At 42.8% G+C, this 16,062-nt stretch carries 19 protein-coding genes, 1 pseudogene and 1 other annotated feature; of the genes and pseudogenes, 17 read left to right on the top strand and 3 right to left on the bottom strand.

Annotated elements, in window-relative coordinates; translation table 11 throughout:
* Positions 1-18 precede the first annotated feature (18 nt).
* Together tuf and CYK18_RS11055 are read left to right on the top strand one after the other, a co-directional pair.
* On the top strand, positions 19-1,215 hold the full coding sequence (tuf, locus tag CYK18_RS04065) for an elongation factor Tu (RefSeq protein WP_001040726.1): 1,197 nt from the start codon (positions 19-21) through the stop codon (positions 1,213-1,215).
* A 96-nt stretch (positions 1,216-1,311) separates the two neighbouring features.
* Positions 1,312-1,560, top strand: a complete 249-nt coding sequence (locus tag CYK18_RS11055) for a hypothetical protein (protein ID WP_257959917.1) — start codon at positions 1,312-1,314, stop codon at positions 1,558-1,560.
* On the opposite strand, the gene CYK18_RS04055 is transcribed toward CYK18_RS11055, so the two are convergent.
* Together CYK18_RS04055 and CYK18_RS04050 are read right to left on the bottom strand one after the other, a co-directional pair.
* Entirely contained in the window at positions 1,548-2,630 is a 1,083-nt protein-coding gene (locus CYK18_RS04055; protein WP_101785224.1) for a DEAD/DEAH box helicase, read from the bottom strand. The genes CYK18_RS11055 and CYK18_RS04055 overlap by 13 nt on opposite strands.
* Positions 2,627-3,604 (bottom strand): Gfo/Idh/MocA family protein, encoded by a 978-nt coding sequence (locus CYK18_RS04050; protein ID WP_101785222.1) that lies wholly within the window; start codon positions 3,602-3,604, stop codon positions 2,627-2,629. The genes CYK18_RS04055 and CYK18_RS04050 overlap by 4 nt, the downstream gene beginning before the upstream one ends.
* A 153-nt stretch (positions 3,605-3,757) precedes the next feature.
* On the opposite strand from CYK18_RS04050, the gene CYK18_RS04045 reads away from it, so the two are divergent.
* From CYK18_RS04045 to rpmA, 4 genes are all read left to right on the top strand, one after another.
* On the top strand, positions 3,758-4,450 hold the full coding sequence (locus tag CYK18_RS04045; RefSeq protein ID WP_257959916.1) for a YoaK family protein: 693 nt from the start codon (positions 3,758-3,760) through the stop codon (positions 4,448-4,450).
* Between the two features lie 58 nt (positions 4,451-4,508).
* Positions 4,509-4,596, top strand: a sequence feature (ribosomal protein L21 leader region).
* 36 nt (positions 4,597-4,632) lie between these two features.
* On the top strand, positions 4,633-4,947 hold the full coding sequence (gene rplU / locus CYK18_RS04040) for a 50S ribosomal protein L21 (RefSeq protein ID WP_000109141.1): 315 nt from the start codon (positions 4,633-4,635) through the stop codon (positions 4,945-4,947).
* A gap of 15 nt (positions 4,948-4,962) precedes the next feature.
* Positions 4,963-5,307 carry a ribosomal-processing cysteine protease Prp gene (locus CYK18_RS04035; protein ID WP_000613699.1) on the top strand — a complete coding sequence of 115 codons (345 nt, stop codon included), beginning with the start codon at positions 4,963-4,965 and terminating at the stop codon, positions 5,305-5,307.
* 16 nt (positions 5,308-5,323) lie between these two features.
* Positions 5,324-5,617: a 50S ribosomal protein L27 gene (gene rpmA, locus CYK18_RS04030; RefSeq protein WP_000916509.1), complete on the top strand. Its 294-nt coding sequence runs from the start codon at positions 5,324-5,326 to the stop codon at positions 5,615-5,617.
* A gap of 167 nt (positions 5,618-5,784) precedes the next feature.
* On the opposite strand, the pseudogene CYK18_RS11050 reads toward rpmA, so the two are convergent.
* Positions 5,785-5,856: pseudogene (locus tag CYK18_RS11050) on the bottom strand (AraC family transcriptional regulator); the annotation flags it as partial.
* Between CYK18_RS11050 and CYK18_RS04025 the strand changes: the two are divergent.
* From CYK18_RS04025 to trmFO, 11 genes are all read left to right on the top strand, one after another.
* The gene (locus tag CYK18_RS04025) at positions 5,849-6,757 is read left to right on the top strand and encodes a LysR family transcriptional regulator (protein ID WP_101782182.1); all 909 of its coding nucleotides are present in this window, start codon (positions 5,849-5,851) and stop codon (positions 6,755-6,757) included. The pseudogene CYK18_RS11050 and the gene CYK18_RS04025 overlap by 8 nt on opposite strands.
* Positions 6,754-7,215 carry a signal peptidase II gene (lspA, locus tag CYK18_RS04020; RefSeq protein ID WP_101782183.1) on the top strand — a complete coding sequence of 154 codons (462 nt, stop codon included), beginning with the start codon at positions 6,754-6,756 and terminating at the stop codon, positions 7,213-7,215. The genes CYK18_RS04025 and lspA overlap by 4 nt, the downstream gene beginning before the upstream one ends.
* Entirely contained in the window at positions 7,205-8,095 is an 891-nt protein-coding gene (locus tag CYK18_RS04015) for an RluA family pseudouridine synthase (RefSeq protein WP_101782184.1), read from the top strand. Before lspA ends, CYK18_RS04015 begins: the two co-directional genes overlap by 11 nt.
* Before the next feature lie 109 nt (positions 8,096-8,204).
* The gene (gene proB, locus CYK18_RS04010) at positions 8,205-9,314 is read left to right on the top strand and encodes a glutamate 5-kinase (RefSeq protein WP_219619943.1); all 1,110 of its coding nucleotides are present in this window, start codon (positions 8,205-8,207) and stop codon (positions 9,312-9,314) included.
* A gap of 9 nt (positions 9,315-9,323) precedes the next feature.
* Positions 9,324-10,586 (top strand): glutamate-5-semialdehyde dehydrogenase, encoded by a 1,263-nt coding sequence (locus CYK18_RS04005; RefSeq protein WP_101785216.1) that lies wholly within the window; start codon positions 9,324-9,326, stop codon positions 10,584-10,586.
* A gap of 3 nt (positions 10,587-10,589) precedes the next feature.
* Positions 10,590-11,387: a pyrroline-5-carboxylate reductase gene (gene proC, locus CYK18_RS04000; protein WP_101785214.1), complete on the top strand. Its 798-nt coding sequence runs from the start codon at positions 10,590-10,592 to the stop codon at positions 11,385-11,387.
* A gap of 228 nt (positions 11,388-11,615) precedes the next feature.
* Positions 11,616-12,254, top strand: a complete 639-nt coding sequence (gene tmk, locus CYK18_RS03995) for a dTMP kinase (protein ID WP_101785212.1) — start codon at positions 11,616-11,618, stop codon at positions 12,252-12,254.
* Positions 12,251-13,141: a DNA polymerase III subunit delta' gene (locus CYK18_RS03990; protein WP_101785210.1), complete on the top strand. Its 891-nt coding sequence runs from the start codon at positions 12,251-12,253 to the stop codon at positions 13,139-13,141. Before tmk ends, CYK18_RS03990 begins: the two co-directional genes overlap by 4 nt.
* Positions 13,142-13,180: 39 nt before the next feature.
* Entirely contained in the window at positions 13,181-13,498 is a 318-nt protein-coding gene (gene yabA, locus CYK18_RS03985) for a DNA replication initiation control protein YabA (protein ID WP_000358227.1), read from the top strand.
* Positions 13,499-13,500: 2 nt separating this feature from the next.
* The gene (rsmI, locus tag CYK18_RS03980) at positions 13,501-14,379 is read left to right on the top strand and encodes a 16S rRNA (cytidine(1402)-2'-O)-methyltransferase (RefSeq protein WP_101785208.1); all 879 of its coding nucleotides are present in this window, start codon (positions 13,501-13,503) and stop codon (positions 14,377-14,379) included.
* A gap of 284 nt (positions 14,380-14,663) precedes the next feature.
* A complete protein-coding gene (gene trmFO, locus CYK18_RS03975; protein WP_101785206.1) occupies positions 14,664-15,998 on the top strand; it encodes a methylenetetrahydrofolate--tRNA-(uracil(54)-C(5))-methyltransferase (FADH(2)-oxidizing) TrmFO in 1,335 nt (444 codons plus the stop codon).
* Positions 15,999-16,062 lie beyond the last annotated feature (64 nt).

Below are 16,062 nucleotides of genomic sequence, written 5' to 3'. Positions count from 1 at the left end.
TTGGAGGCTTTTACTCAAATGGCAAAAGAAAAATACGATCGTAGTAAACCACACGTTAACATTGGTACTATCGGACACGTTGACCACGGTAAAACTACCCTAACTGCAGCTATCACAACTGTTTTGGCACGTCGCTTGCCTTCATCAGTTAACCAACCTAAAGACTATGCGTCTATCGATGCTGCTCCAGAAGAACGCGAACGCGGTATCACAATCAACACTGCGCACGTTGAGTACGAAACTGAAAAACGTCACTACGCTCACATCGACGCTCCAGGACACGCGGACTACGTTAAAAACATGATCACTGGTGCCGCTCAAATGGACGGAGCTATCCTTGTAGTAGCTTCAACTGACGGACCAATGCCACAAACTCGTGAGCACATCCTTCTTTCACGTCAGGTTGGTGTTAAACACCTTATCGTCTTCATGAACAAAGTTGACTTGGTTGACGACGAAGAATTGCTTGAATTGGTTGAAATGGAAATCCGTGACCTATTGTCAGAATACGACTTCCCAGGTGACGATCTTCCAGTTATCCAAGGTTCAGCTCTTAAAGCCCTTGAAGGTGACACTAAATACGAAGACATCGTTATGGAATTGATGAACACAGTTGATGAGTACATCCCAGAACCAGAACGTGACACTGACAAACCATTGCTTCTTCCAGTCGAAGACGTATTCTCAATCACTGGACGTGGTACAGTTGCTTCAGGACGTATCGACCGTGGTATCGTTAAAGTCAACGACGAAATCGAAATCGTTGGTATCAAAGAAGAAACTCAAAAAGCAGTTGTTACTGGTGTTGAAATGTTCCGTAAACAACTTGACGAAGGTCTTGCCGGAGATAACGTAGGTGTCCTTCTTCGTGGTGTTCAACGTGATGAAATCGAACGTGGACAAGTTATCGCTAAACCAGGTTCAATCAACCCACACACTAAATTCAAAGGTGAAGTTTACATCCTTACTAAAGAAGAAGGTGGACGTCACACTCCATTCTTCAACAACTACCGTCCACAATTCTACTTCCGTACTACTGACGTTACAGGTTCAATCGAACTTCCAGCAGGTACTGAAATGGTAATGCCTGGTGATAACGTGACAATCGACGTTGAGTTGATCCACCCAATCGCCGTAGAACAAGGTACTACATTCTCTATCCGTGAGGGTGGACGTACTGTTGGTTCAGGTATGGTTACAGAAATCGAAGCTTAATTCGATTTAGTTCCCAGAAGAACAATTATTTAAGTCAGACACTAAAAGAATCTTGCTTTGCAAGGTTCTTTTTTTCGAATATTGAACTAATACTCAATGAAAATCAAAGAGCAAACTAGGAAGCTAGCTGCAGGCTGCTCAAAACACTGTTTTGAGGTTGCAGATAGAACTGACGAAGTCAGCTCAAAACATGTTTTTGAGGTTGTAGATAAGACTGACGAAGTCAGTAACCATACATACGGCAAGGCGAAGCTGACGCGGTTTGAAGAGTATAAAATTGAATTGCTTATAAAAAAGCTCTATACACTAGATGTGCATAGAGCAATTGGGCTTTATTTGATATAGAGTTCTTGATTTTTTAGGATAATTTCACGGACACTTGCGAATTTCTTGAGTTTTTTAAGCTCTTCTGGATGAGTGACGAGAGTGATAACATAACCTTCCTTGCCCATACGGCCAGTACGGCCAGCACGGTGTGTGTAGGTTTCGATATCTCTCGGGACATCAAAGTTTACAACACATTCGAGGCTATCGATATCAATTCCACGAGCCAGAAGGTCAGTTGCAAGAAGCAGGGTTAGTTGCTTGTCTTTAAACTTTTCTAAGATGACTTTTCTAAATTTGACATTGACATCACTAGCGAGGGAAACAGCCAAGATATCTCGATACTGTAGTTTTTCTTCTGCACTTCCAAGGTCTGATAGGCTGTTAAAGAAGACAAGACCTCGGAAATCCTCTACATGAGCCAGTTTTCGTAGCATATCAACACGGTGACGTTGGTCTACCTGCATGTAGAAATGCTGGATATTGTCCAGTTTTTGATCAGAGAGATTAATAGTGCGTGTATTCGGCACAATCTTTTCTTGGTCAAACTTGGTCGTAGCACTCATGTAGATGAGTTGATGGTCACGAGGTGCGTAGTGAGTGATTTTCTCAACAAAGTGAATCTGAGAATCATCTAGTAATTGGTCGAATTCATCCAGGATGATGGTTTTCACATTCATCATCTTGATTTTTTTCAATTTAATTAGTTCAAAGATACGGCCAGGGGTTCCAATCAGAATTTCTGGTCCTTTTTTTAGGCGTTCAATCTGGCGTTTCTGACTCGAACCTGATAAGAAGAGTTGGGCTGTCAAGCCGATAGCTTCTGACCACGTTTTACATACATCAAAAATCTGTCCAGCAAGCTCTGTATTTGGTGCTAGAATCAAGAGTTGTTGGGCTTTTTTCTTTTGTAGTCTGAGAAGACTTGGTAGAAGGTAAGCTAGGGTCTTACCAGTTCCTGTTGGGCTCACTCCTAGGAGGTTTTCTCCAGCAAGAAGGGGCTCAAATAGTTGAGTTTGAATGGGGGTGAATTCTTGGAAACCGAGTTGGTCACTCAGTTCTTGCCATTCAGTCGGTAGTTTGTTTTTCATTTTTCTGCCTCAAATCTAATGCCAGCAGTCTGGCGCATGGTAAATAGTAGTTCATGAACAGAACTTGCATCTTCCAGCCAAGTTTGGTAGAGATTCAGATCTGGTTGCTGGATCATGTGTGCAAATGCATCGACTTCCTCAGTCATCGTATGGGGAGCTTGTTGGATAGGGAGCTGGACTTGATTTCCTTGGTGGTCGGTAAAAATAGCTGAGCGAACATGCTCAATTGTGTTGAGCGTCAGGGTTCCATCTGTCGTATAAATCTCGCAAGGAAGATTGGAAGTGATGTTTTTCCCATCCTTGATATGAACTTGAAAGTCAGGGTAGAAGAGGATGCCATCGCCATTTAGGTCAATGCTATTGTCAAGCTGTTGCCCCTGATAGGTTGCGTCCTGAGCCTTTCCAAAGAGACGAACGGCAGCGTAGAGAGGATAAATCCCCAAATCCATAAGAGCTCCACCAGCAAAACGGTCTGAGAAGACATTTGGTGTCTGACCAGCCAACAAGTCAGGCATCTTGGAAGAGTATTTGGCATAGTTGAAATCAGCTCCTAAGATTTGCTTGTCTGCCAAAAAGTTTTTGATGATAGTGAAAGCTTTTTCATGGTAATTGCGAGCTGCTTCGAATATAAAACAGTGATTTTTCTCAGCTGTATGTCTCAAATCTAGCCATTCTTGTGGCTGAGTGACAGCTGGCTTTTCAAGAATGACATGTTTACCTGCAGTCAATGCAGCTTTTGCCTGAGCAAAATGCAAGGAGTTTGGGCTAGCAATATAGACCACATCAAAGGAGCTCTTGAAGAAGCCCTCTACTTGATCAAAGAGTTGGATATTCTGATAGCGAGAAGCAAAGGTTGCTGCAGTTTCTAGTTTTCTAGAATAGACTGTGACCAGCTGGTATTTTCCACTAGCATGGGCTGCCTCTATGAAGTGGTGGCTGATAGCGCCAGTTCCGATGACACCTAATTTAAGCATAGATACTCCCTTTCCGATTTCAAATCCTTCTTTCATTATAACATAGATAGATGGGACTATCCAACAGAGGGGAAAATTTTTCAAATAAGCTACTAGGACTTTCCCAAAGAAAGTGGTACAATAATGAGATGAGAAAATGAAATGGGAGGGAAAATGAGGTTACTACCTATAAGAAAAATATCACGTCAGTCTAAGAGGCTAGCGCTTTTTTTGACTTTTTGTGCAGGATATGTAGATGCCTATACGTTTATTGTGCGAGGGAACACTCTTGTGGCTGGACAAACTGGGAATGTCGTCTTTCTATCAGTGGGACTCATTCAACACAATGTGTCAGATGCCAGTGCCAAAGTAATGACCTTGCTAGCTTTTATGATGGGGGTCTTTTTATTAACGATTTATAAGGAAAAATTGAGAATTGTGAAAAAACCGATTCTGTCCTTGATTCCTTTAGCAATCCTATCAATCATTATTGGATTTGTACCACAAACTGTAGAGAATATCTATCTAGTACCGCCCTTGGCCTTTTGTATGGGGTTGGTGACAACTGCTTTTGGAGAAGTGTCAGGTATAGCTTATAATAACGCGTTTATGACTGGGAATATCAAACGGACCATGCTAGCTTTTGGAGATTATTTCAGAACTAAGCACACTCCTTTTTTGCGTGAAGGTTTCATATTTGTTAGTTTGCTTACTAGTTTTGTCCTTGGCGTTGTCTTTTCAGCCTATTTGACGATTTTCTATCAGGAAAAGACCATTCTTGGTGTTCCTATTATGATGAGCATTTTTTACCTCAGCATGCTTTTTGTCAAGTGGCGGAAAAAAGTAAAAGAAAAAGCTTCATTTTAGGTGTTATTACTTGTAAGAAAATAGGAGATATGCTATACTTGAAGAGTTGACTATGCACGATCCTGTGCAACCGCACGAACATCGTTGCTTGATTATTCAAGTTTAAGTGGTTTGTCCCACGATGCTAGGCGAGTCTTCACAAAAAAATCGGGGAAACCCATAAAAATCATAGGAGGTGCATAATGAGCACATACGCAATTATCAAAACTGGCGGAAAACAAGTTAAAGTTGAAGTTGGTCAAGCAGTTTACGTTGAAAAATTGAACGTTGAAGCTGGTCAAGAAGTTACTTTTAACGAAGTTGTTCTTGTTGGTGGTGAAAACACTGTTGTCGGAACTCCACTTGTTGCTGGAGCTACTGTAGTTGGAACTGTTGAAAAACAAGGAAAACAAAAGAAAGTTGTTACTTACAAGTACAAACCTAAAAAAGGTAGCCACCGTAAACAAGGTCACCGTCAACCATATACAAAAGTTGTCATCAACGCAATCAACGCTTAATTTTAAGGAGAACACATGATACAGGCAGTCTTTGAGAGAGCCGAAGATGGCGAGCTGAGGAGTGCGGAAATTACTGGACACGCCGAGAGTGGCGAATACGGCTTAGATGTCGTGTGTGCATCGGTTTCTACGCTTGCCATTAACTTTATCAATTCAATTGAGAAATTTGCAGGCTATGAACCAATCCTAGAATTAAACGAAGATGAAGGTGGCTATCTGATGGTTGAAATTCCAAAAGACCTTCCTTCACACCAGAGAGAAATGACCCAGTTATTCTTTGAATCATTTTTCTTAGGTATGGCAAACTTATCGGAGAACTCTTCTGAGTTCGTCCAAACCAGAGTTATCACAGAAAACTAACACGGAGGAAAACATTATGTTAAAAATGACTCTTAACAACTTGCAACTTTTCGCCCACAAAAAAGGTGGAGGTTCTACATCAAACGGACGTGATTCACAAGCGAAACGTCTTGGAGCTAAAGCAGCTGACGGACAAACTGTAACAGGTGGATCAATCCTTTACCGTCAACGTGGTACACACATTTATCCAGGTGTAAACGTTGGACGTGGTGGAGACGATACTTTGTTTGCTAAAGTTGAAGGCGTAGTACGCTTTGAACGTAAAGGACGCGATAAAAAACAAGTTTCTGTTTACCCAATCGCTAAATAAAAAGGTCCAGTGAACCTTTTTATCCCGAGCCTTGAAATGTAAAGGCGAGGAAGCTAGAAGTAGCATTAAATAAGGCTTTCCGAGTTTTCGGAGAGCCTGTTTTTTTTGTTTTGGTACCCATGATTTTTTCGTTCTTAGTGTAGATGAATTTTATGAGTAACATTATTTTTCTTCGATGGAAAACTTCTAAAATATGGTATAATGAAAAGATAAAGAAGTTGGGGGTAGAAGATGAACATTCAACAATTACGCTATGTTGTGGCTATTGCGAATAGCGGTACTTTCCGTGAAGCTGCTGAAAAGATGTATGTTAGTCAGCCGAGTCTGTCTATTTCTGTTCGTGATTTGGAAAAAGAATTGGGTTTTAAGATTTTCCGTCGGACTAGTTCAGGGACTTTCTTGACCCGTCGTGGGATGGAATTTTACGAAAAAGCGCAAGAATTGGTTAAAGGATTTGATATTTTTCAAAATCAGTATGCCAATCCTGAGGAAGAAAAAGATGAATTTTCCATTGCTAGTCAGCACTATGATTTCTTGCCACCAACCATTACGGCCTTTTCAGAGCGCTATCCTGATTATAAGAACTTCCGTATTTTTGAATCGACTACTGTTCAAATCTTAGATGAAGTAGCGCAAGGTCACAGTGAAATTGGGATTATCTACCTCAACAATCAAAATAAAAAGGGGATTATGCAACGGGTTGAAAAGCTAGGTCTGGAGGTTATTGAATTAATTCCCTTTCATACCCACATTTATCTTCGTGAAGGGCATCCTTTAGCCCAGAAAGAGGAATTGGTCATGGAGGATTTAGCTGATCTACCAACGGTTCGTTTCACTCAAGAAAAAGACGAGTACCTTTATTATTCAGAGAACTTTGTCGATACCAGTGCTAGTTCACAGATGTTTAATGTGACAGACCGTGCTACTTTGAATGGTATTTTGGAGCGGACGGACGCCTATGCAACAGGTTCCGGATTTTTAGATAGTGATAGTGTTAATGGCATTACAGTTATTCGTCTCAAGGATAACCTAGATAATCGCATGGTCTATGTTAAACGTGAGGAAGTGGAGCTTAGTCAGGCTGGAACTCTTTTCGTAGAAGTCGTGCAAGAATATTTTGATCAGAAGAGGAAATCATGAAAAAAAGAGGAATAGTGGCAGTCGTTGTACTGCTTTTGATTGGGCTGGATCAGTTAGTCAAATCCTATATCGTCCAGCAAATTCCACTGGGTGAAGTGCGCTCTTGGATTCCCAATTTCGTTAGTTTGACCTACCTGCAAAATCGAGGGGCAGCCTTTTCTATCTTACAAGATCAGCAGTTGTTATTCGCTGTCATTACCCTGGTTGTCGTGGTAGGTGCCATTTGGTATCTACATAAACACATGGAGGACTCATTCTGGATGGTCTTGGGTTTGACCTTGATTATCGCAGGTGGTCTTGGAAACTTTATTGACAGGATAAGTCAGGGCTTTGTTGTGGATATGTTTCACTTGGACTTTATCAATTTTGCAATTTTCAATGTGGCAGATAGCTATCTGACTGTTGGAGTGATTATTTTATTGATTGCAATGCTAAAAGAGGAAATAAATGGAAATTAAAATTGAAACTGGTGGCCTGCGTTTAGATAAGGCTTTGTCGGATTTGACAGAATTATCACGCAGTCTCGCGAATGAACAAATCAAATCAGGCCAGGTCTTGGTCAATGGCCAAGTCAAGAAAGCTAAATACACTGTCCAAGAGGGCGATGTCGTCACTTACCATGTGCCAGAGCCAGAGGTCTTAGAGTATGTGGCTGAGAATCTTCCGCTAGAAATCATCTACCAAGATGAGGATGTGGCCGTCGTTAACAAACCTCAGGGGATGGTTGTGCATCCGAGTGCTGGTCATACTTGTGGAACTCTGGTAAATGCCCTTATGTATCATATTAAGGACTTGTCGGGTATCAATGGGGTTCTGCGTCCAGGAATTGTTCACCGTATTGATAAGGATACGTCAGGCCTTCTCATGATTGCTAAAAACGATGAGGCGCATCTAGCACTTGCCCAAGAACTCAAGGATAAAAAGTCTCTCCGCAAATATTGGGCGATTGTTCATGGAAATCTGCCCAATGATCGCGGTGTGATTGAAGCACCGATTGGCCGGAGTGAAAAAGATCGTAAGAAACAGGCTGTGACTGCCAAAGGTAAGCCTGCAGTGACCCGTTTTCACGTCTTGGAACGCTTTGGTGATTATAGCTTGGTAGAGTTGCAGCTGGAGACAGGTCGCACTCATCAAATCCGTGTTCACATGGCTTATATTGGCCATCCAGTCGCTGGTGATGAGGTCTATGGTCCTCGCAAGACTTTGAAAGGGCATGGACAATTTCTTCATGCCAAGACTCTAGGTTTTACTCATCCGAGAACAGGTAAGACCTTGGAGTTTACAGCAGATATCCCAGAGATTTTTAAGGAAACTTTGGAGAGATTGAGAAAGAATTAGATTTGATAAAAGGTTGAGATGACTTGTCTCGACCTTTTTCCTATCAACTCTTTTCTATTTCCTGCCATTCATGTTATAATGGATAAATATGAAGAATCGGAGTGAGACTATGAAATACAAACGGATTGTCTTTAAGGTGGGGACTTCTTCTCTGACAAATGAGGATGGAAGTTTATCACGTAGTAAGGTAAAGGCTATTACCCAGCAGTTGGCTATGTTGCACGAAGCTGGTCATGAATTGATTTTGGTGTCGTCGGGTGCCATTGCTGCAGGTTTTGGTGCCTTAGGATTTAAAAAGCGTCCGACTAAGATTGCTGATAAACAGGCTTCAGCAGCGGTAGGGCAAGGGCTTTTGTTGGAAGAATACACGACCAATCTTCTCTTGCGCCAAATCGTTTCTGCACAAATCTTGCTGACCCAGGATGACTTTGTGGATAAGCGCCGTTATAAAAATGCCCATCAGGCTTTGTCAGTTCTACTTAGCCGTGGAGCGATTCCTATCATCAACGAGAATGACAGTGTCGTTATTGATGAGCTCAAGGTTGGGGACAATGATACTCTAAGTGCTCAGGTAGCAGCCATGGTCCAAGCAGACCTTTTGGTCCTCTTGACAGACGTAGACGGTCTATATACTGGAAATCCTAATTCAGATCCAACAGCCAAACGCTTGGAGCGAATCGAGACAATCAATCGTGAGATTATCGATATGGCCGGTGGAGCTGGTTCGTCAAACGGAACTGGGGGCATGCTAACAAAAATCAAGGCTGCAACTATTGCGACAGAATCGGGCGTTCCTGTTTATATCTGCTCATCCTTGAAGTCAGATGCCATGATTGAGGCAGCGGAGAAGACCAAGGATGGTTCCTACTTTGTTGCTCAAGAGAAGGGACTTCGTACCCAGAAACAATGGCTGGCCTTTTATGCTCAGAGTCAAGGTTCTATTTGGGTTGATAAAGGGGCTGCTGAAGCTCTCTCTCAACATGGAAAGAGTCTTCTCTTATCTGGTGTTGTTGATGCAGAAGGTGCCTTTTCTTACGGTGATATCGTGACAGTATTTGACAAGGAAAGTGGAAAATCACTTGGAAAAGGGCGCGTGCAATTTGGGGCATCTGCTTTGGAGGATATGTTACGTTCTCAAAAAGCCAAGGGTGTCTTGATTCACCGTGATGACTGGATTTCCATTACTCCTGAAATCCAACTACTCTTTACAGAATTTTAGAGGTAAATTATGGTAAGTACACAAGAACAATTTGAGCAGGTACAGGCTGTTAAAAAATCGATCAACACAGCTAGTGAAGACGTGAAAAACCAAGCCTTGCTAGCCATGGCTGATCACTTAGTGGCTGCTACAGAGGAGATTTTAGCGGCAAATGCCCTCGATATGGAATCGGCCAAAGGTAAAATCTCAGATGTGATGCTGGATCGTCTTTATTTGGATGCAGGGCGTATAGAAGCTATGGCAACTGGGATTCGTGAAGTGGTTGCTTTACCAGATCCAATTGGTGAAGTTTTAGAAACAAGTCAGCTTGAAAATGGCTTAGTGATTACCAAAAAACGTGTGGCTATGGGTGTTATCGGTATTATCTATGAAAGTCGTCCAAATGTGACGTCAGACGCAGCTGCTCTGGCTATCAAGAGTGGAAATGCGGTTGTTCTTCGTAGTGGTAAGGACGCCTATCAAACAGCCCATGCCATTGTCACAGCCTTGAAGAAGGGCTTGGAGACGACTACCATTCATCCAGATGTGATTCAACTGGTGGAAGATACCAGCCGTGAAAGTAGCTATGCCATGATGAAGGCCAAGGGCTATCTAGACCTTCTCATTCCTCGTGGAGGGGCTGGTTTGATCAATGCAGTGGTTGAAAATGCTATTGTACCTGTTATCGAGACCGGGACAGGGATTGTCCATGTTTATGTCGATAAGGATGCAGACGAAGACAAGGCTTTATCTATCATCAACAATGCCAAAACCAGTCGTCCTTCTGTCTGCAATGCCATGGAGGTTTTGCTGGTTCATGAAGCCAAGGCAACAAGCTTCCTTCCTCGTTTGGAGCAAGTTTTAGTTGCAGATCGAAAAGAAGCTGGACTGGAAGCAATTCAATTCCGCCTAGATAGCCAAGCAAGTCAGTTTGTTTTAGGTCAAGCAGCTGAAGCACAAGACTTTGACACCGAGTTTTTAGACTATGTATTAGCTGTTAAGGTTGTGAGCAGTTTAGAAGAAGCGGTTGAGCATATTGAAGCCCACAGTACCCATCATTCGGATGCCATTGTGACTGAAAATGCTGAAGCTGCAACTTACTTTACAGATCAAGTGGACTCTGCAGCTGTCTATGTCAATGCCTCAACTCGTTTCACCGATGGTGGCCAATTTGGTCTTGGTTGCGAAATGGGGATTTCAACTCAGAAACTGCACGCGCGTGGTCCAATGGGCTTGAAAGAGTTGACTAGCTACAAGTATGTGGTCACTGGTGATGGACAGATAAGGGAGTAAGAGATGAAGATTGGATTTATTGGTTTGGGGAATATGGGTGCTAGCTTGGCCAAGTCTGTTTTGCAGGCTAAGACGGGTGATGACATTCTCCTTGCTAATCGTAGTCAAGCTAAGGTGGATGCTTTCATCGCCAACTTTGGTGGTCAGGCTTCCAGCAATGAAGAAATCTTTGCAGAAGCAGATGTGATTTTTCTAGGTGTTAAGCCAGCTCAGTTCTCAGACTTGCTATCTCAATATCAAACCATTCTTGAAAAACGAGAGAGTCTTCTTTTGATTTCCATGGCAGCTGGATTGACCTTAGAAAAACTCGCTAGTCTTCTTCCAAATCAACACCGAATTATTCGTATGATGCCAAATACTCCTGCTTCTATCGGTCAAGGAGTGATTAGCTATGCCATGTCTCCTAATTGCAGGGCTAAGGACAGTGAGCTCTTTTGTCAGCTTTTAACCAAGGCTGGTCTCTTGATTGAACTTGGGGAAGGCTTAATTGATGCAGCGACAGGTCTTGCAGGTTGTGGGCCGGCCTTTGTCTATCTTTTTATTGAGGCTTTGGCAGATGCAGGTGTTCAGACAGGATTACCACGAGAAACAGCATTGAAAATGGCAGCTCAAACAGTTGTCGGCGCTGGACAATTGGTCCTAGAAAGCCAAGAGCATCCTGGGGTCTTAAAAGACCAAGTTTGTAGCCCAGGCGGTTCGACTATCGCTGGTGTAGCAAGCCTAGAAGCGCATGCTTTTCGAGGAACGGTCATGGATGCAGTTGGTCAAGCATATAAACGAACACAAGAACTAGGTAAATAAGAGGTGGCTTTGTCTGCCTCTTTTATGGTGGTTGATACTCTTCGAAAATCTCTTCAAACTGCGTCAGCTTCCATCTGCAACCTCAAAACAGTGTTTTGAGCAACCTGCGGTTAGCTTCCTAGTTTGCTCTTTGATTTTCATTGAGTATGAAATGAGAAGACAAAAAGATTGTCACAAACCTCTATTTTTTTGATAGAATAGAAGTAGTAAAAAAGAAATGAGTTAGACATGTCAAAAGGATTTTTAGTCTCTCTTGAGGGACCAGAGGGAGCAGGCAAGACCAGTGTTTTAGAGGCTCTGCTCCCAATTTTAGAGGAAAAAGGGGTAGAGGTGCTGACGACCCGTGAGCCAGGTGGAGTCTTGATTGGGGAGAAGATTCGTCAAGTGATTTTGGACCCAAGTCATACTCAGATGGATCCTAAAACAGAGCTCCTTCTCTATATCGCCAGTCGTAGACAGCACTTGGTGGAAAAAGTTCTTCCAGCACTTGAAGCTGGCAAGTTGGTCATTATGGACCGCTTCATCGATAGTTCCGTTGCCTATCAGGGATTTGGTCGTGGCTTGGATATTGACGCCATTGATTGGCTCAATCGGTTTGCGACAGATGGCCTTAAACCCGATTTGACACTCTATTTTGACATCGAGGTGGAAGAAGGACTGGCTCGCATTGCTGCTAATAGTGACCGCGAGGTCAATCGTTTGGACTTGGAAGGGTTGGACTTGCATAAAAAAGTCCGTCAAGGTTACCTTTCTCTTCTGGACAAAGAAGGAAATCGCATTGTCAAGATTGATGCGAGTCTTCCATTGGAGCAAGTTGTGGAAACAACCAAGGCTGTCTTGTTTGACAGAATGGGATTAGCTAAATGAAACAAGATCAACTAAAGGCCTGGCAGCCAGATCAGTTTGACCGCTTTGTCCGTATTTTGGAGCAAGACCAGCTCAATCACGCCTATCTCTTTTCAGGTTTCTTTGGAAGCTTGGAAATGGCGCAGTTTTTGGCTAAGAGCCTCTTTTGTACGGATAAAGTAGGTGTTTTACCATGTGAGAAATGCCGAAATTGTAAGCTGATTGAACAGGAAGAGTTTCCAGATGTCACCTTAATTAAGCCAGTCAATCAGGTCATCAAGACAGAACGCATTCGGGAATTGGTGGGTCAGTTTTCTCATGCAGGGATTGAAAGCCAGCAACAGGTCTTTATTATCGAGCAAGCTGAGAAAATGCATCCTAATGCAGCCAATTCTCTGCTCAAGGTCATCGAAGAACCCCAGAGTGAGGTTTATATTTTCTTCTTGACAAGCGATGAAGAAAAGATTTTACCGACAATCCGAAGTCGGACCCAGATTTTCCACTTTAAAAAGCAAGAAGAAAAACTCATCTTGCTCTTAGAACAACTGGGACTGGTTAAGAAAAAAGCGACTCTTTTAGCCCAGTTTAGTCAATCGCGAGCTGAAGCAGAAAAGTTGGCAAATCAGGCAGGCTTTTGGACCTTGGTCGATGAAAGTGAACGCCTGCTGACTTGGTTAGTAGCTAAGAAAAAAGAAAGTTATTTGCAAGTTGCTAAACTAGCTAGCTTGGCAGATGACAAGGAAAAACAAGATCAGGTTTTACGGATTCTTGAAGTCCTCTGTGGACAAGATATCCTACAAGCAAGAGTAAGAGTGATTCTACAAGATTTGCTAGAAGCTAGAAAAATGTGGCAAGCTAATGTCAGCTTTCAAAATGCCATGGAATATCTGGTCTTGAAAGAAATATAAACTCAAAAATGAACGATAAAGAAAGGAAAGGGCTGTTTTATGGACAAAAAAGAATTATTTGACGCGCTGGATGATTTTTCCCAACAGTTATTGGTAACCTTGGCCGATGTGGAAGCCATCAAGAAAAATCTCAAGAGCCTGGTAGAGGAAAATACAGCTCTTCGCTTGGAAAATAGTAAGTTGCGAGAACGCTTGGGTGAGGTGGAAGCAGACGCTCCCGTCAAGGCCAAGCATGTTCGTGAAAGTGTCCGTCGAATTTATAAAGATGGTTTTCACGTATGTAATGATTTTTATGGACAACGTCGAGAGCAGGATGAGGAATGTATGTTCTGTGACGAGTTGTTATACAGGGAGTAGGCATGCAGATTCAAAAAAGTTTTAAGGGGCAGTCTCCCTACGGCAAGCTGTACCTAGTGGCAACGCCGATTGGCAATTTAGATGATATGACCTTTCGAGCTATTCAGACCTTGAAAGAGGTGGGCTGGATTGCTGCTGAGGACACGCGCAATACAGGACTTTTGCTCAAGCATTTTGACATTTCTACTAAGCAGATTAGTTTTCATGAGCATAATGCCAAGGAAAAAATTCCTGATTTGATTGGTTTCTTGAAAGCAGGGCAAAGTATTGCTCAGGTTTCTGATGCGGGTCTGCCTAGCATCTCAGACCCTGGTCATGATTTGGTTAAGGCAGCGATTGAGGAAGATATTGCTGTTGTCACAGTTCCAGGAGCCTCTGCAGGGATTTCTGCCTTGATTGCCAGTGGTTTAGCGCCACAGCCACATATCTTTTATGGCTTTTTACCGAGAAAATCAGGTCAGCAAAAGCAATTTTTCGACTTGAAAAAAGACTATCCAGAGACCCAGATTTTCTATGAATCGCCTCATCGTGTGGCAGATACGTTAGAAAATATGCTAGAAGTCTATGGTGACCGCTCGGTCGTTTTGGTTAGGGAATTGACCAAAATCTATGAAGAATACCAAAGAGGTACCATTTCTGAATTGCTGGAAAGCATAGCTGAAACGCCACTCAAGGGCGAATGCCTTCTCATCGTTGAAGGTGCCAGTCAGGATGTGGAGGAAAAAGACGAGGAGGACTTGTTCTTAGAAATCCAAGCCCGTATCCAGCAAGGCATGAAGAAAAATCAAGCTATCAAGGAAGTCGCTAAGATTTACCAGTGGAATAAGAGCCAGCTCTACGCTGCCTACCACGACTGGGAAGAAAATCAAGAAAATGACTAAACAGGGAAGTTTGCCTTCTTCCCTTTTTTTGTTATACTAGTAGAAGAAAAAATTAGAAAGATTTGTGGGAGTGAAAAAGTCCTGTGGACTTTTTCAGCCTGAGCCAAGAAATTCGAAAGCGAAGTAAGTCCTGTGGACTTTTTCAGCCTGAGCCTAGAAACTCGAAAGCGAGGAAAGTCCTGTAGACTTTTTCAGCCTGAGCCAAGAAATTCTAAAGCGAGTAAGCTCGATTGGCTTTTTCAATGTGAACCTTGTCTTCACACTCCCAAAGAGGTATTAGTGTCGTGTCTCAATCTTATATCAATGTTATCGGTGCTGGTTTGGCAGGTTCTGAAGCAGCCTACCAAATCGCAGAGCGTGGTATTCCAGTTAAACTTTATGAAATGCGTGGTGTCAAGTCAACACCCCAGCACAAAACAGACAATTTTGCTGAGTTGGTTTGTTCCAATTCTCTACGTGGAGATGCTTTGACAAATGCAGTGGGGCTTCTCAAGGAAGAAATGCGTCGCTTGGGTTCTGTCATCTTAGAGTCTGCTGAAGCTACACGTGTTCCTGCAGGTGGTGCCCTTGCTGTGGACCGTGATGGATTCTCTCATATGGTGACCGAAAAAGTGGCCAACCACCCCTTGATTGAAGTGGTTCGTGATGAAATTACAGAATTGCCGACAGATGTTATTACAGTTGTGGCGACTGGTCCCTTGACTAGCGATGCCCTGGCTGAAAAGATTCATGCTCTTAATGACGGTGATGGTTTCTATTTCTACGACGCGGCAGCCCCTATTATCGATGTCAACACTATCGATATGAGCAAGATCTATCTCAAGTCTCGTTATGATAAGGGAGAAGCGGCCTACCTCAATGCCCCTATGACCAAGCAAGAGTTTATGGATTTCCATGAAGCCTTGGTCAATGCGGAAGAAGCACCACTTAATTCTTTTGAGAAAGAAAAGTACTTTGAAGGTTGTATGCCAATCGAAGTCATGGCTAAACGAGGCATTAAAACTATGCTTTATGGTCCTATGAAGCCAGTGGGTCTTGAGTATCCGGACGACTACACAGGCCCTCGTGATGGCGAATTCAAAACACCTTATGCGGTGGTTCAGCTTCGTCAGGACAATGCGGCTGGTAGTCTCTACAATATCGTTGGTTTCCAAACCCATCTCAAATGGGGAGAACAAAAGCGAGTCTTCCAAATGATTCCAGGTCTTGAAAATGCGGAGTTTGTACGTTATGGGGTTATGCACCGCAATTCTTACATGGATTCACCAAATCTTCTTGAACAGACTTACCGTTCTAAGAAACAACCAAATCTCTTCTTTGCTGGTCAGATGACGGGTGTGGAAGGTTATGTTGAATCAGCAGCGTCAGGATTAGTTGCGGGAATTAACGCGGCTCGTCTTTTCAAGGGAGAAAGCGAGGCTATTTTCCCAGAGACGACAGCGATTGGAAGCTTAGCTCATTACATCACCCATGCGGACAGCAAACATTTCCAACCGATGAATGTCAATTTTGGAATTATCAAGGAGTTAGAAGGCGAACGTATCCGTGATAAGAAGGCTCGTTATGAAAAAATTGCAGAGCGTGCCCTTAGTGACTTAGAGGAATTTTTAACGGTCTAATTTTTTTGAAAGAATTGCTCATGGTACTATAAAAATCTTAGAAATTGTGATAAAATAGGTAGGA

Origin of the sequence: Streptococcus mitis (assembly GCF_002860865.1) — a bacterium.
GTDB classification, from domain to species: Bacteria; Bacillota; Bacilli; order Lactobacillales; family Streptococcaceae; genus Streptococcus; species Streptococcus mitis_AT.
The sequence above is the reverse complement of the archived record's forward strand: the minus strand, read 5'-3'. Positions and strand labels throughout refer to the sequence as shown.